Origin of the sequence: Nitrobacter sp. JJSN, assembly GCF_051912485.1 — a bacterium.
Lineage (GTDB): Bacteria > Pseudomonadota > Alphaproteobacteria > Rhizobiales > Xanthobacteraceae > Nitrobacter.
In genome coordinates this window covers 413,368-428,097 of sequence record NZ_CP196822.1, presented here as the reverse complement: position 1 = coordinate 428,097, position 14,730 = coordinate 413,368, and the positions used below count along the sequence as shown (strand labels likewise).

The 14,730-nt window shown below is 57.7% G+C and carries 17 protein-coding genes and 2 pseudogenes; 8 read left to right on the top strand and 11 right to left on the bottom strand.

Annotated elements, in window-relative coordinates; translation table 11 throughout:
- Positions 1–29: 29 nt before the first annotated feature.
- The 3 genes from ACSZOQ_RS02080 to ACSZOQ_RS02070 all read left to right on the top strand — a co-directional run bounded on the left by ACSZOQ_RS02080 (position 30) and on the right by ACSZOQ_RS02070 (position 1,561).
- Positions 30–257: a hypothetical protein gene (locus ACSZOQ_RS02080; RefSeq protein WP_439924446.1), complete on the top strand. Its 228-nt coding sequence runs from the start codon at positions 30–32 to the stop codon at positions 255–257.
- Between the two features lie 147 nt (positions 258–404).
- Positions 405–674, top strand: a complete 270-nt coding sequence (locus ACSZOQ_RS02075) for a hypothetical protein (protein ID WP_439924445.1) — start codon at positions 405–407, stop codon at positions 672–674.
- Positions 671–1,561 (top strand): hypothetical protein, encoded by an 891-nt coding sequence (locus tag ACSZOQ_RS02070; protein ID WP_439924444.1) that lies wholly within the window; start codon positions 671–673, stop codon positions 1,559–1,561. The genes ACSZOQ_RS02075 and ACSZOQ_RS02070 overlap by 4 nt, the downstream gene beginning before the upstream one ends.
- A gap of 9 nt (positions 1,562–1,570) precedes the next feature.
- On the opposite strand, the gene ACSZOQ_RS02065 is transcribed toward ACSZOQ_RS02070, so the two are convergent.
- On the bottom strand, positions 1,571–2,338 hold the full coding sequence (locus tag ACSZOQ_RS02065; protein ID WP_439924443.1) for an abortive infection family protein: 768 nt from the start codon (positions 2,336–2,338) through the stop codon (positions 1,571–1,573).
- A gap of 72 nt (positions 2,339–2,410) precedes the next feature.
- Positions 2,411–3,217: an integrase core domain-containing protein gene (locus ACSZOQ_RS02060; protein ID WP_439924442.1), complete on the bottom strand. Its 807-nt coding sequence runs from the start codon at positions 3,215–3,217 to the stop codon at positions 2,411–2,413.
- 346 nt (positions 3,218–3,563) lie between these two features.
- Here ACSZOQ_RS02060 and ACSZOQ_RS02055 point away from each other — a divergent pair, with 346 nt between their 5' ends.
- Positions 3,564–3,980 carry a hypothetical protein gene (locus ACSZOQ_RS02055; RefSeq protein ID WP_439924441.1) on the top strand — a complete coding sequence of 139 codons (417 nt, stop codon included), beginning with the start codon at positions 3,564–3,566 and terminating at the stop codon, positions 3,978–3,980.
- A gap of 792 nt (positions 3,981–4,772) precedes the next feature.
- On the opposite strand, the gene ACSZOQ_RS02050 is transcribed toward ACSZOQ_RS02055, so the two are convergent.
- On the bottom strand, positions 4,773–5,663 hold the full coding sequence (locus ACSZOQ_RS02050) for a hypothetical protein (RefSeq protein WP_439924440.1): 891 nt from the start codon (positions 5,661–5,663) through the stop codon (positions 4,773–4,775).
- A 12-nt stretch (positions 5,664–5,675) separates the two neighbouring features.
- Entirely contained in the window at positions 5,676–5,984 is a 309-nt protein-coding gene (locus ACSZOQ_RS02045) for a hypothetical protein (RefSeq protein WP_439924439.1), read from the bottom strand.
- A gap of 420 nt (positions 5,985–6,404) precedes the next feature.
- Here ACSZOQ_RS02045 and ACSZOQ_RS02040 point away from each other — a divergent pair, with 420 nt between their 5' ends.
- The 4 genes from ACSZOQ_RS02040 (at position 6,405) to ACSZOQ_RS02025 (ending at position 9,124) form a co-directional block, all read left to right on the top strand.
- Positions 6,405–7,778 carry a transposase gene (locus tag ACSZOQ_RS02040; protein WP_439924438.1) on the top strand — a complete coding sequence of 458 codons (1,374 nt, stop codon included), beginning with the start codon at positions 6,405–6,407 and terminating at the stop codon, positions 7,776–7,778.
- Positions 7,779–7,976: 198 nt separating this feature from the next.
- Positions 7,977–8,147, top strand: a complete 171-nt coding sequence (locus ACSZOQ_RS02035) for a hypothetical protein (protein WP_439926172.1) — start codon at positions 7,977–7,979, stop codon at positions 8,145–8,147.
- Between the two features lie 230 nt (positions 8,148–8,377).
- Positions 8,378–8,698 (top strand): hypothetical protein, encoded by a 321-nt coding sequence (locus tag ACSZOQ_RS02030; protein WP_439924434.1) that lies wholly within the window; start codon positions 8,378–8,380, stop codon positions 8,696–8,698.
- A gap of 132 nt (positions 8,699–8,830) precedes the next feature.
- Entirely contained in the window at positions 8,831–9,124 is a 294-nt protein-coding gene (locus ACSZOQ_RS02025) for a hypothetical protein (RefSeq protein WP_439924437.1), read from the top strand.
- Positions 9,125–9,509: 385 nt separating this feature from the next.
- Here the strand turns inward: ACSZOQ_RS02025 and ACSZOQ_RS02020 are convergent, their stop codons facing one another.
- The 7 genes and pseudogenes from ACSZOQ_RS02020 to ACSZOQ_RS01990 form a co-directional block, all read right to left on the bottom strand.
- Positions 9,510–10,313, bottom strand: coding sequence for a sensor histidine kinase (locus tag ACSZOQ_RS02020; protein ID WP_439924436.1), 804 nt, complete (start codon positions 10,311–10,313; stop codon positions 9,510–9,512).
- A gap of 38 nt (positions 10,314–10,351) precedes the next feature.
- Positions 10,352–11,032, bottom strand: a complete 681-nt coding sequence (locus ACSZOQ_RS02015; RefSeq protein ID WP_439924435.1) for a hypothetical protein — start codon at positions 11,030–11,032, stop codon at positions 10,352–10,354.
- 515 nt (positions 11,033–11,547) lie between these two features.
- A pseudogene (locus ACSZOQ_RS02010) lies at positions 11,548–12,106 on the bottom strand (IS1595 family transposase); the annotation flags it as partial.
- A gap of 589 nt (positions 12,107–12,695) precedes the next feature.
- Positions 12,696–12,955: pseudogene (locus ACSZOQ_RS02005) on the bottom strand (IS21 family transposase); the annotation flags it as partial.
- Between the two features lie 214 nt (positions 12,956–13,169).
- Entirely contained in the window at positions 13,170–13,490 is a 321-nt protein-coding gene (locus ACSZOQ_RS02000; protein WP_439924434.1) for a hypothetical protein, read from the bottom strand.
- Between the two features lie 94 nt (positions 13,491–13,584).
- Positions 13,585–14,085 carry a DUF5710 domain-containing protein gene (locus ACSZOQ_RS01995; RefSeq protein WP_439924433.1) on the bottom strand — a complete coding sequence of 167 codons (501 nt, stop codon included), beginning with the start codon at positions 14,083–14,085 and terminating at the stop codon, positions 13,585–13,587.
- 48 nt (positions 14,086–14,133) lie between these two features.
- Positions 14,134–14,388: a hypothetical protein gene (locus tag ACSZOQ_RS01990; RefSeq protein ID WP_439924432.1), complete on the bottom strand. Its 255-nt coding sequence runs from the start codon at positions 14,386–14,388 to the stop codon at positions 14,134–14,136.
- Positions 14,389–14,730 lie beyond the last annotated feature (342 nt).

Sequence of the window (14,730 nt, the reverse complement as noted above, 5' to 3'; positions counted from 1 at the left end):
GACGCCATTGACAAGAACGGCCCCACGCGGTGTTCCACAAGATGAAAGCCCGAACGCTGGCCAATCGCGACGATCCGTTAGGCTGGTATTACTGGTCGGCCGTACACGGCACGACCGACGATCCGGGCGGTCTCGGCGGCACCTATAATCAATGCGAACATACGCGCTTCAAGAACAATCCGTTGCGGCCGATCTCCGTAGCGGAGCACTTCATATCCTGGCACCGTCCCTTCCTTTCTTCTTCGAGGCGGCCCTGAAGCGAGCTGCACAGGAAGCCGGTGCGACAACGCCGTTCGAACTCCCATACTGGAATTGGTACGAAGACGGCGACGTACCGAAGATCTTCACGGAAGGGACGGACGCGTCCAACCCGTTACGTCATGCGAGGGAACGCGACAGCCACGATGATCGATAAGAAGCTCATTGTGCCTGATCTCGCACCATCCTACTTCTTGGAGGGCCTTCTATCGAACGTTCCGAACGATCGGTTCGGAGGCACGGAGCAGCAGAACTTTCGCGACACCCTCGATTGGCTGTGGAAAGCGGATCGAAGCAAATTCGCTTGCGCGAACGATCTGCACTACCTTTTCCATGCAACCTCGCCTGTCACCTGGCGTTCGGAAAAGTGCGACACGTTTCTAAGCAAGACGGTCGACTACTGGAACAATGCGTGAGCGTAAAACGCCCGATGTACGGTGGGTTCGACGGCGATACTCTTGGTGAACTGATGAGTGTTAAAAAGTCAAAGACCAGCATCACTCCGTCAACCGACGATCGCTACCTTCTGTACATCGACATGCTTGGCTTCAGCGATTTGGTGCGGAAGAAAGGGCACGTGGAAAAGCTCTATCGGATCATCGACTCGTTGAACGTTCATGAGCACGACGCTTTCAGAACGATCGTCTTCTCCGACACCATTCTTGTTTACAATCGACTGCCCGCAACGACACCTGGTAATCGTCAGTATCTGGTGATGTACCTGTGCGAGTTTGCTCAGGACCTCTTCCTTCGCATTCTTCCACTCGATCTGCATTTTCGTGCATATCTCCGCCACGGCCAGTTCATCCACAACGAGATGAAGAATGTTGAAGCGTTCTACGGAAAAACCCTTGTCGATTCGTACGAGGCTGAGCATGGCATTCAGTGCTGCGGCCTATTCATCGACAACGCGCTGCTGTCCGACTGCGACATTTTTCAAACGACGCCGTACGACATGAAATGTCAGTTCGTGCACTTAATGCAGCGGCTCGATGACATCAGCGCCGACCACTTCACTTACCCCGTTGATTCAATTTTCATTGCGCCACAGGGAATTGAATGGAACCTCGCGGAGTGTTTTCTCTACCTACGCAACATTCACACCCACATGCACAACACATCGTTGTCGCCGCGCATCCGGGGGAAATACGCGGCGACATGGCAGATGATTCGTGCTCGGCATAGGCGCCTTCTGGATCACCTCGAAGCCCACGACTTTAATGCGAACGCGGTTAGTAAGATGAACTGGACGAAAGCGGTGAAACGGGCTCGGGAAGTTTATTTAGGCCCCGAGCCGAAATGATCTCATAGTCTAAGCGCGAGACTTTTCGCTCCACGTCTCTACTAGAAATGTCGCCATCGCTCCGGCGAAATTGACCGCGAGTTGCGCGTGTCTCGGTCCCGGTCTTACGGCCGCTTTGCCCTTCCCGTGAGCGTCACCAACTCTGTTGCGAAGCGATCCAAGACCTTCGACCACATTGGCCGCGCCTCCGAGTATTCGTTTGAAAGATTCCTCGGTGTGCTGCGTGGGTGCAATATTCAGCTTCGTTGCTACGGCTTTGTAGAGAATGGGCAAGTCGGCTTTCTCGTCGTATTCCTCGCCGGTCTCTTCGAGAATATGTTTACACACCGTTTCGAGGAGCGTGCGCGCACTAGTGATTGCGCCTTCGGGATCGGAGTGCCGACGATCAAGAGCTCGTCCCCAAACAGCATGGACCCCGTCCGCGTCGTATGACTTCAAGGCGTCAGACGCGACGTTATCGACCGGCGCGTGGTTGCGCTGCTCAAGGTAGTCGAATAGCGGCGCTAGTCCATCGCGGACGTGTTGTTTGCGCTTCGCCCAATGTCCGCTTGAGCCTGTGTCCAGACCTTTGACGTACGACCAAAAGTGGTTGAGGTCGCGGCAGGTTTTCACGAAGCCGGGCAACAGCGGCTTGAGAGCGTCGTCGCTTAACAGCAGGCCACGGAGTTGAACATACATTCCCGACGACGACCGATCATATCCCTCACACCCCGCGACCAGGATGTTTTCCATCATCCTGGCTTGCTCAAGAGGGGTATCGGGGATGTCGTCGAACATGTAGCCCAAGTAACACGGGGCCTTTCGTCATGCTAGACGGACAAAGAGGGCAACAGTTGTGCCTGTCGCAAATCAAATCCGAATATATTGGTGATGCAGCCCGCCTAGGATTGGAAGGCGAAGAATACGCCCTGCTCTCTGAACCGTGCGCGATAGGGGCGCATCCTTGTCCAACGACAGGTGCGTGCGCGTCTCATTATAGTAGTTCATGTAAGACAGCAGCACGTGACGAAGATGCCGCTCGCCGAACACAACAACATGGTCAAGGTATTCCCGCCGGATCGAACCGATCAGCCGTTCAGCATATGCGTTTTGCCAGGACGAGCGCGGCGACGTCGGTCGATCACGAATGCCCATGGATCGAACTCTTCGAATAAAGACTTCGCCATAGGCCCCGTCCCGGTCGCGGATCAGATAGCGAGGGGCCTGCTTCCAGCCGCACGCTTGCGTGATCTGATTTGCGATCCATTCTGCAGTCGGATGCGCGGTCACGCCAAACCATAAAACCTGTCGTCGACCATGCCCCATGATTAACAAGCCATAGAGCAAGCGAAATGAGATCGTCGGTACGACGCACAGATCCATCGCCGCGATGCCGTCGGCATGATTGCGGAGGAACGTCTTCCAACCTTGGGGCGGCGGGCCTCTCCGCCTGGCCATATACTTGGCCACGCTGGTCTGTCCGATGTCGATGCCGAGCTTGAGCAACTCGCCATGAATTCGTGGCGCTCCCCACAGTGGATTGGCGACACTCATCTCGCGGATCAGCTCGCGTATTTCCAGCGGCACCGTCGGTCGGCCGCCGCGATGCCTCGATTTCCAGCGCCAATACGATCTGAAACCGGCACGATGCCAGCGGATCACCGTCTCAGGCTTCAAAATCGCCAGAGCCCCTAGAACACTTGGCGCCAAACGATACAGCCCAGCAAATATCAACCGATCCAAAGTGCTGAAATTCAGCCGCTTCGGTGATTGACGTCGCTGGATGTTAAGCTGATGACGAAGGATCAGTATCTCGGCTTCCAGCGAGGCCCGCGACCGGAACAATCCGACCAGCGCCAACCAGACCAGGCTGCAAGCTTCTCTCATAAGGCCGAAGCATTGCGCGATTCGGCCTCAGTTGCCAGCCGAATTAGGTTTCCGACAGGGACAGCTGGAACAGGAACCAACAAAGGAAAATATTATTAAAATGACGCGGGTGGATCAGGACAGAAGGAGTTCTCACATGATGAGAGTTACCTTGGTTGCGGCCTCCCTGGCACTGGCATCGCCCTGTTTTGCCCAGCAGGTCCGAGTTATCAGCGGCGACATACAGCACGTCTACGGCCCCGGTGGCGAGCTTCTCGACGATGCCGATCTACAAGCACGAAACCAGCGCACATGGGAACGCATGCAGACGGAAAAACAGCTCGCGATTGAGAAGCAGCGAGTCGACCTCGAGATGGAGCGCCTCAAGCTTCAGGGGGCGGCTCTCGCCTATGCGCCCTATCCAGATACTTCATACGGCGGCTGGTGGGACGGCGGAGGATTCATTGGATCCACCCGAGGTACGTTCCGGCGACGGCTGATCGGGCCAAGCGTAGGGATCTCGCAAAGGATGGGTAGCTCACCCAGAATGGGAATAGGCGGCTCGTGGCGATGACGGCTGCGCGGCGGCACGAAAGCGCGGCGTGACCCTGCTGCTCGCGGGTCCTCCTAGGCTGTGGAGGAATGCGGGGCATCTCCGTGCCCCTAGGGTATGGTTTTATTTGCCTGCCCCTCCGAGGGAGCCTCGACCGCATAGGTATCGTTGAGGCGTTGAAAGATAATGACACGATAATCGGGTTGGCTCCGCACTTACCTGCCCGTCGCCGCCACGCGACCGAACGACGGCCTTCCAAAACTTGGGGGTCAGGCGACGCTGCAGCAGACCCGGTGTATCGGCAGCGCCTGCAATCAAAGCCCGAATTGCTTTTTACAGGCTAGGTATCACTCAACGGGTCCTCTTTCGCGCAGGCGAGGCCCCCCGGCCTGTCCATGGTACCCCCGGGATAGATTTGCGCCCATCGGCCTGACTGAACTGAGAAGCCTTGCCCGACGCGGCATATGCACGCCGCCAATCCCGGCCGCGCAGTCCCGTCATAGGCAAGGCCAATCATGAAACGCGATTGTGAATCGGCGCAGGGGTCAGATCGCTGCAGGTGCCGGCAGTAACGCCATAAAGACAATCGAAAAAAGCCGATCGGAGTGGGGTCACGATCGGCGCCGATCGTGACCCCACTCCGACGTAGATTCGGTTACTTGTCACAAGAAGTTACCGCTGCAGCTTCAAGGGGCTTTGTTCAGCGCCGGTTTACACTCCCCACTTCGATCTCGTGTCCGCCATGGTCGGCCCTACAAAAGCCGACCACCCATGAATCATCAAAAATCTAATTCGGGAATCCAGTTACCCCGATCAATCGCAAAAATCTGCCAAAGTAGTGCTAGTTCTGGCGACCAATTTCCTGCAATAACTGGCGCCGCCTGACAGCGCGTCGTGGCCCTTCCACGCTAGGAAGGTGAGGCGGCCGATCAGGCTGTCGTGACTGCGCAACGAGCGCGAGTCGAGGACGTGCTGAACGTTGCGCAAATGCTTGGGTACGCTCTGCACCTCGGCGTCGACCATCTCGGTCACCGCCCGCATCAGGGTGTTGAGCCGCTCTCCCCAGGCCGATTGGTCGAGCAGGTTGATACGAACCCGCAACGCATACTCGACGGCGTAGATGTCGGTCAGGATGTCTTTGGCGACCAAGATTTGCTTGCGCTTCAGGGCGTCGTGCAGCGCCATGCGCTTGTCGTCGACACGGTCCAGCACCATCGAGACGGCGATCGCGTAAGGGGTCCTGGCAACGTCGGTGGCGGCCTTGCTGTTTGCCGCCTTGGTGGCCAGGCGGATCAATTGCCACGGCGTCGTAAGGCGCGCGATCAGTACCGAAAGCGCAAACGGCAGCGCGTCGGGATGTTTGGCCTGTAAGGCGTTTAGGAGTTCGTCCACTTTGGCGACAGCTTTGTCATCGAAGTTGTCGATCTTGAGTGGAAGCGCATCATAGAACGTCGCCAGCGCGTCGCGCGCGCGCAGCACGCTCAGTATCTTGACGAGATCCTCGAACGTCGCGCGCGAACTCGTATAGAGCGCAAGACCGGCCCGGGCTTGTTCGGTTCCTTGGTCGGAAGCGAGCGTGCTGGCGAGATAGGTCGCAATCTTGGTCTGGAACGCGACGGCCGCCAGCCGGGCCTCGCGCGGCTTGTCGGCGGCGAGCGCCCGCCTTATCCCCTCGGAATATTCCTTCGCCATCGTCGGCAGCAACGTCAGCCTGATTCATTCCCAGATCACCGCCAGTGATCCCCGTGATATCTGACCGCTATTGGCGCGTTCAGCGGCGCTGTCGATCAAAAGTGGCTCCAGAGGCTGAAAGAAGTAACGCTCGGGATTATCGGTGCTATCTTGGGACTTTCCGTCCTTGCGAAATTCAGTATACAGATTCGCCAGGATGACGTCGGAACCCAGAAGCTCATCGCCGCTATGCTTGAGCCGCTCGAGCTCAATGAGCAGGCGGCCACGCGCCTGCTGCGTCAGTTGCTTCAGAAAATTCTGAAGCCGCTCGATCGGGACCTCGGTTTGGGTCATCGTCAGCGGTGTCTGCGGTTTCATGCATCCAGGATCGGCATTCCCGGAATCGAAGTGAAGACCTCCCTCTGCCCGCGTGGCATCGGTCTTCCCGATTGAAATGCCAGAGCGCGTCTCGGACACACAATTCTTAGGTTACAATTATGAGCATCATAGGAAATCAAGATTAAGAATACATTAGCTCAAAAAACGACGCGGCACCCAAATAATGAATCGCCGGGCGGTGTGATGAGGCACAAAAGGCATTCGCTTCTTCGCGTATGAGTTTTCCAGCTAAAGACTGCGGAGCACTCGCCCCGGTAGCGGCGTCACGCCCGGTTGACATGTCTCAAAGGGGCCGATTTTGTTGCAAAAGTCAGTTGAGACAAGCGGCGAAGCGTGATTCCGTTGTGTTGACGCGAATCTCGGCGAGGTCGATCGATGATGGGCCGTCTGAAGAGTGACCAGAGTCAACTGTTCTACGAGTTCCACCTTAGCGACGCGGTTCCTGAAGATCATCTGGTGCGGAAGATCGATACTGCGCTCGATCTCAGCTGGCTTCACAGCGAACTTGCACCTCATTATTCGTCGATGGGTCGCCCGTCGATTGATCCGGAACTGATGATCCGGATGCTTATCGTGGGATATGTCTTTGCGATCCGCTCAGAACGGCTGATCTGCCGCGAAGTGCAAGTGAACTTGGCTTATCGGTGGTTCTGCAAACTCGGCATCGAGGACGCAATTCCCGATCATTCGGCGTTCTCGCGTGCCCGCAACGAGCGCTTCCGCGATGGGGATGTTTTTCGTCGTGTGTTCGAGCGGGTCGTCGAAGCGTGCATTGCGGCCGGTCTGGTTGGCGGTGATGGCTTTGCCGTCGATGCGAGCCTGATTCAGGCGGACGCCAATAAGCAACGCTCGATCGCGGGTCAGGATTGGCGCAGGGATCGCGATCCCAAGAGGTCCAGCCGCGCGGTGAAGGAGTATCTGGCGACCCTCGACGATATGGCGTGGGGCGCGGCCAGCGACGTGGTCCCGAAGTTCGTCTCGCCATCCGATCCGGCAGCCCAGTGGACCGGCGCTCACAAGGGACCGGCATTCTTCGCTTACTCCGACAACTATCTCATCGACGTGAAGTTCGGTGTCATCGTTGATGTTGAAGCATCCCGCTCCATCCGCCAGGCCGAGGTCGGCGCGGCAAAGACCATGATCGAGCGGACCGAAGAGCGCTTCGGCCTCAAGCCAGAGCGGCTTGTCGGAGATACCGCTTACGGTGCGGCTCCGATGCTGAACTGGCTAGTCGAGGACAAGGGCATCGCGCCACATATCCCTGTGTTCGATAAGTCGAAGCGGGATGACGGCACCTTCTCGCGCAGCGACTTTCGATATGATCCGACCACCGACGTCTACCACTGTCCCGCGGGCAAGACCCTGACGACGACGGGGACACTTGTGAATGGCGGGACCACGCTGATCTATTTGGCTAGAAAGCGCGATTGCGATGGCTGCAAACTCAGAGGACAGTGCTGTCCGAAGGTCCCCTTTCGCAAGATCCCGCGCGACATTCATGAGCACGCCCGCGACGTCGCCCGGTCGCTCGCCGGCACTGATGGCTTTGAGACTTCGCGACGTGAACGCAAGAAGATCGAGATGCGGTTCGCTCACCTGAAGCGCATTCTAAAGCTTGCTCGACTTCGACTGCGTGGTCCACGAGGCGCCCAGGATGAGTTTGTTCTGGCCGCCATCGCTCAGAACCTGCGGCGGCTCGCAACTCTGGTCGCGCGACCGCCACCGGCACAGGTTCTGCGCCTCGCGTAGAGTTAGAGTTAGAGTTGTGTAGAGGAGTCAGGGCCGGCGGATCAAAGCCGGTTGCCCCCAGCCGAATACGAGCATCCATCAGGCGCAACCGACTTTTGCAACAAAATCGGCCATCAACGGAAGTTGATCATCAACATGAACGATCTGATCGAGCTATCCGCGCGACGCGCATAGCGTGTCGGTCGGCGTATAGAGCCGATGCGACGCAAATATTTCAGGTGTGCTGAGTGCCACGATGACGGCGCCATCGACGAAGAAGACCTCGCAGCCTTTGGACTAGTACTCGAACTGTTCGATCATGCAGTCGCCGACCGCCGCGCGGCATTGGAAGCGGGGCCGCCCGAACCGACCCGCCTGCGCGCGCGTTGAGCAATCGCCGATTTCTGCAGATGTGCAGCCACTATCTGGTCGATCCGGTTGCCTGCACGCCAGCGTCGGGCTGGGAGCCAAACTGGATTCTCCGGTTGGGAAAGGTTCCATCACTTTTAGATTTGTTTGGGCCTGATCGCGCTGCCAGTCGTTGGGGTGACGGAACCGATGGCTCACGAACCGATTGTTCCCCTGGCCAATCAGACACAAACATAATCAGGAGCACCGCCATGATTAAACGCGCAATCTTTCTGGCAGTCGGCGCAAGTACGCTTTTAATGACTGCTGCTTCAGCTGCACCGCTTTCCGCCAACGTAACAGTCGCACCGGACAGCGACATTCAAAACGTCCGCATGGTCTGTAATGAAAACGGCCGTTGCTGGCGAGCACACGGTGAACGCCGCGTCATCATCCGCGACCGTGATTCGTATGATTACGCTCCGCGCGAGCGTTACATCGAGCGCCGTGGCTATTACGACCGTGACTACGAGGACCGCGGCGGTATCGGCTTCAGCGCTCCTGGTGTTAGCGTTGGCATCGGACGCTACTAAGATATAAAATTCTGAAAGCAAAAGCCGCGGGCGAAAGTCCGCGGCTTTTAACGTGAGATCATAAAGGTCCACATGTGTGTACCGAAAACTTATCCGAGTTGATGACGTGATGAAATCACCTAGACTGGCGAAATGATCGGGCTGCTCTGTTTCGCTTTGGCCGTCCTGGCCTCGCCATTCAAGTCGAAGTTGCGGCTTGAAGCTGAGAACGCGGCGCTTCCCCTGGTCGCGGCCGCGAAAACCCGGCGGATCGGCTACGGGGTCGAGCTTGATCCAATCTATTGCGATGTGATCCTGGCCCGCCTGGCTCGGGTTTTGAAGGCCGATCCGGTCCTTCAGCAGACGGGTAAGACGTTTACGGAGATGGCTACAGAACGCAATGATGCGACCGCCGAGTGGCCGGAAGCCGCCGGAGGCGCCCAATGAGCAGCGTGATGACGCCTCATTCGGCGGCAGGGGCGCGAGAAGCTTGGCGTGCGGATCGAACATATCCGACAGCACACTTGCTGGCGCCCGTTTTCGGCGTCGGACTTAGATGACCCGACATCCGCAGCGCCGCTCCGCCGCCTTCCCGACGCGTCGTTCGTTTCAATATCGGATAATTAGCGCGCACCCTTAAGTGAGGCCAACTGGATCGGCACCATTTACCACGGCTTGCCGACCGACCTGTTCCGGCCTTCGAGGTCGGCTCCTACCTCGCCTTCCTCAGCCGGCTGACGACAGAGAAAGGACCGGAAGCCTACAGGCGGCGATCCGCGCGGCTGGTTACGGAGAGCATCCACCACGTTATGCGGATGCAGTTCGCGCTGATCTACGATGACAAGCTGGAGGGATTGGATGGGACGTAGCTAAACAGTTTGCCCGGCAGAATGATCTCGATATCCATGCCGCCTACTGTCCAGGTGCGGACATAGCTGCCTTGCAATTGTTCGTTGATCGTAAGATCCAGAAGCTTCGAACCAAAGCCACTGTCCGCAGCATCAGAATAGTCTGTCGTCACGGGGGCTCTCTCAGTCCACATGACACGCAGGTCGTCAATGTCGCGGCTGATACGGACGCTCAAGGCGCCGTCCAGATCACTCAACGCGCCATGCTTGGTCGAATTTGTTGCCAGTTCGTGGAAAACGAGAGCCAGCGACGTAACCGTCCCACCATTGATGAACACGTCATCGCCATCGACGACGACGTGTTTGTCTTCAGCACCCTCATAAGGCCGAAGCAGGGTGCGGATGAGCTCCTTCAGTGAAGCGAACCCCCCGGGAGGGCCCGACGACGCGTTCCCGGTGCGAATAAGACCATGCGCATGGTGTAATGCCACGAGCCGGCTTCTCAGTGTGTCTGCCAGCGGTTTCATCTCGGGTTTGCCACGGACCGACAGGCTGATCAGCCCGTTGACGAGCGCGAACAGGTTTTTGATCCGATGATCGAGTTCATTGGCTACAATCTCACGCTCGGTCGCGAGATGCCTTAGCTGGTCAAGGATTTCATTTCTTGTCGCAGTGGTCGTGGAGATGATGAGCGGACCGAGAGAGATCAGCGCAGCTCCCATGCTGATCGACAGCACGAGCGATTGATCGACATGCGACACGTCAATATAGCCCAACGTGGTCGCCATGATCACCCAAGTGCAGAATACAAAGGTCAGTAAGGCCGTCAGAAACACGCGATAGGAAATTGCGCACCAGAGAAGGGCCGGTACAGGGAAATGGCCGAGAGGACCAACACAATCATCGGCGCTTGGTCGTTAAAGGTCAGCTGCGGCAGTTGCCGCCGCCCCCATTTACGACCTTCTGGGTAGGACAGGATGATCGGCAAAAAAGCCAGCTGGTTCAAAAGCTCGACGGAAAACCAGTACCGAAAAGAGCTTACGGCTACCGGATCGTGGAATAAAGGACCGATCAGGATGGAGCCAACGATGCCGGCGAATATGGACGCGGCGCCCACCGCAAAGAGAAGGTAGAAAACCGAAGTCAGGCGCTGGAGACGCTGGTCGACCCGATTGACCCTGGATAGCAAGACATAGCCGATGACCACGACACCGAAATTATATGCGGCCAGACCCGCGCCTGTCATAAGCCCGCAACCGATAATCGGGACCGCGATTGCGAATCCGGCAAGACAAGCGACCCAGCCCAGGGGAAGCGCCAATACAGGAAAGCGCACCAGCATACCGAGCATGAACGGGTTGGCGGGCCAGATCAGCGACAAGATCTTATCGTTTGCCGTGAGGGCACCGAAAATGCTGAGGGCCGAGTAAGCTCCACCAAACATCAGAAAATAAAGCCAAGCGCAACGTGGGGTGGTCGGGGCCTTGAACCAGTTGATCATCATCACGGCTTGGACCTCGGCTTTAACTTCCCGCCCGCCAGTCTCAAGCTTAACATCGCACGGTGTGTCAATCCGCCCTTTCAATTGCGGGTTGCTGTCAAGCCACTTCCTTCCTTGGTCCCCACCCGGTGGCGCTTGCCCCCATCGGACCTGGACGGATTGCGGAGACGGGACGAACGCGGGTGACATACGATTGCCGATTCGAACTTGAATTCAGGAGAGACGCCAATACGATTTGAAACCGGCACGACGCCAACGGATCACGCTGTCCGGTCGGACGATCGCCAGTGCGTCATACATCTTGGGAAACAGTCGGCAGACCCCTCCCAATATCAGTCTGTCAATCGAGATGAATGGAGGTCTCCTGGGACAGATTCGCCGCAACACGTTGATTTGTTGCCTCAGGACCAGAGTTTCTGCCTCAAGCGCAACTCGTGACTGTAAACCGGCGTTGAACAAAGCCCCTTGAAGCTACAGCGGTAACTCCTTCTGACAAGTAACGGAATCTACGTCGGAGTGGGTCACGATCGGCGCTCTTCAACCGTGCGTTCTTTGTCTGTGATGTGGCGGTTGTTATAACGGAAATCAAATTCTGCCAGATATCGGTGTAGATGCTTCTCAGCGCAGTGCTGATAAACGCCGCGCATGCCGCGTTTGAATATTGAGAAATATCCTTCCGCTATTGGTGTTCACGTCGTCACGCACATATTCCTTGGCCGAATGCCGCACCGTTTCATGCGAAGCGAAGAATGCATCAGCTCCCGTATAGAGGCGACTTTCATCAGTATGGAGGCGGCTTTCGTGATGCACGTTTTCCATCACAATCCTGCTGACGGTTTCCTTGTCAGCGCTAGCGACGTGGAAGGTCCGGACGTTTCCACCGCGCTCAACCAGCGCGATGATCGCGCACTTGTTCTTGGGGCCACGCGAGCCGGTCTTCTAGGGACGGCCCTGACGATACTTGGGCATGGGACGGGCTTCTGACGTTTTACCGAAATAGGTTTCATCGGCCTCAACGATTGAACCAGCGCCGCCCATTGGCGGCAGATCGAGATTGCCGCGCCGCATTGCTTCCATAACCGATGCGGTCGCGGCCTTGCTGCCAACCATCCCGCATTTTCTTTTGAATGTCATGATCCTCCACTACCACCCGGCAAAGGCCCCCCTTCGCCGGGGGCATGGCCCTCAAGCTACTCCGGCTTCGGCTCTGCCGCCGGTGCAGCCTCAGCCGGTTCCGCCGTCACCGCCGGTGCCTCTTCCGGCGCAGGTGCCTCTACAGCCGGCTCAGCCGGCTTCACCACCTCTACTGTTAATCGGCGCCGAACTTGGCCCCGTGAACTATCGGCCACAATTCCTTGTCGCAGTTGACATAATCCGCGCCGGGGTGGGGTCAACACCGGCGCCTATCGTGACCCCACTCCGACGAAGCTTTCTCAATTTCCTTCAGGACGTTACTGCTCATCGCTTACAGCGACGTGACCCCGGCACCAATTCACACGCCAGCCCTGTCCCGCAACGTGCCCGCTCGCGCTGCTCGCAGGAGATGCCGGCTTTGCCGCAACTGCGGCAACTTTTATACAAAGCCCTCAAAAATCTGCGAAAGCTGACCCACGAGTCCACGCCGGCAGCGGCGTAGGACCGCCCCTGATAGCCCTGATCTGCTTCTTCAGATCTTCGCCACCGCGATCTTCAGATCGTCGTAGAGCACCGACAGCGGCACTCCGCCGAAGAGGGCCAAGGCAGAGACGTGTCCGTCCAGGAATGCCTCCGTCGTCTCGGCCGGATAGGCCTTCACAAAGCAGGCATCCGATTGCGGCAGGTCCATGCAGAAGAAGTGGAGCTTGCAACGAACGCCGCCACCCCGATCGCTTCGCCAAAATCCACCTGCGCATGGCCCGGCGGATGCGACAGCGGCACGAACGTCTCGCGACGCCACCGCGTGGCTGTGGTCGTTGCGCGATTGCCTGCGGGTGGCGTCGTGGTACACCATTCCCTGGATCGGGTTCCGCCGCATCTGGAAGCGGTCATGGCGCCCACGAACTGCTTCCTCATGTAGACCTTGGCATTTATGATCGCACGTTCTCCCCAACATTAAAAAGCCGCGGACTTTCGCCCGCGGCTTTTGCTTTCAGAATTTTATATCTTAGTAGCGTCCGATGCCAACGCTAACACCAGGAGCGCTGAAGCCGATACCGCCGCGGTCCTCGTAGTCACGGTCGTAATAGCCACGGCGCTCGATGTAACGCTCGCGCGGAGCGTAATCATACGAATCACGGTCGCGGATGATGACGCGGCGTTCACCGTGTGCTCGCCAGCAACGGCCGTTTTCATTACAGACCATGCGGACGTTTTGAATGTCGCTGTCCGGTGCGACTGTTACGTTGGCGGAAAGCGGTGCAGCTGAAGCAGCAGTCATTAAAAGCGTACTTGCGCCGACTGCCAGAAAGATTGCGCGTTTAATCATGGCGGTGCTCCTGATTATGTTTGTGTCTGATTGGCCAGGGGTACAATCGGTTCGTGAGCCATCGGTTCCGTCACCCCAACGACTGGCAGCGCGATCAGGCCCAAACAAATCTAAAAGTGATGGAACCTTTCCCAACCGGAGAATCCAGTTTAGCCACTAGATCAACACCAGGCGGCGCATACCATCCGCCGGCGGCATATCGAGCGCCGAGCTTTTGCGCTGCTTCCTTGTTGCCGTATGGAATACGCAGCGGCGTGTTGGCCGCCGCTGTTTTCTGTAGGGGAGTTGCTTGAGCGTCAGCCGCCGGGGACGATGCCACCTTAGGTTTCCGTGCCCGCGTGACTGGCGTGGTGGAGCTTTCCACCGTCAATCTCGGCGACTTGCTGCCGGGCTTAGCGCGCGGCTTGATCGGCCTCGCGCTCTGGTTCGTTCCACCCCTGCGGACATTCTTGGCGACTGTGCTTGCTCCCCAACGGTCACATCGCCAGATTTCTTGGACGCGTGTTGCTGCAGAAATGTCCGGCCCTGATGTCGCGTAGCCAGCCGGCAGCTTGACGCGTTTCTGGCGTGAAATAATGACGGCAAAACGCTTCATCGCAGGCGTCGGTGGACGATCGCCTGCAGCGCCTGTCCTTATCGCAAATCAAATCCGAGTATATTGATGATGCAGTCCGCCCAGAATCGGACGACAGAGAATGCGTCCGGCTGTCTCGGCAGAGCGTAACATCGGCGCGTCCTTGTTCAATGACAAATGGGGGCGCGTGCCGTTGTAGTAGCTCATGTACGAGAGCAGCACGTTCGGCGTATGCGTTTTGCCAGGGTGAGCGAGGAGACGTCGGGCGATCTCGAATACCGATGGACCGAACCCGACGCATGAATATTTCGCCGTATGCGCCATCGCGGTCCCGGATCAGGTAACGAGGGATTTGCTCCCAGCCACACGCTCCGTCAGTTGGTTGGCGATCCATTCGGCCGTCGGATGCGCGGTGACCCCAAACCACAGGATCTGCCGCCGGCCATGGCCCATGATCAGCAATCCATACAGGACGAAAGAAGATTGTCGGCACCACGAAAAGGCCCATCGCGGCGATCCCGTCAGCGTGGTTACGAAGGAACGTCTTCCAGCCTTGCGACGGAGGGGCCCTCCTCCGCGCCATATACTTGGCCACGCTGGTCTGGCCGATATCGATGCCAAGCTTGAGCAACTCGCCATGGATTCTCGGCGCTCCCCACAACGGAT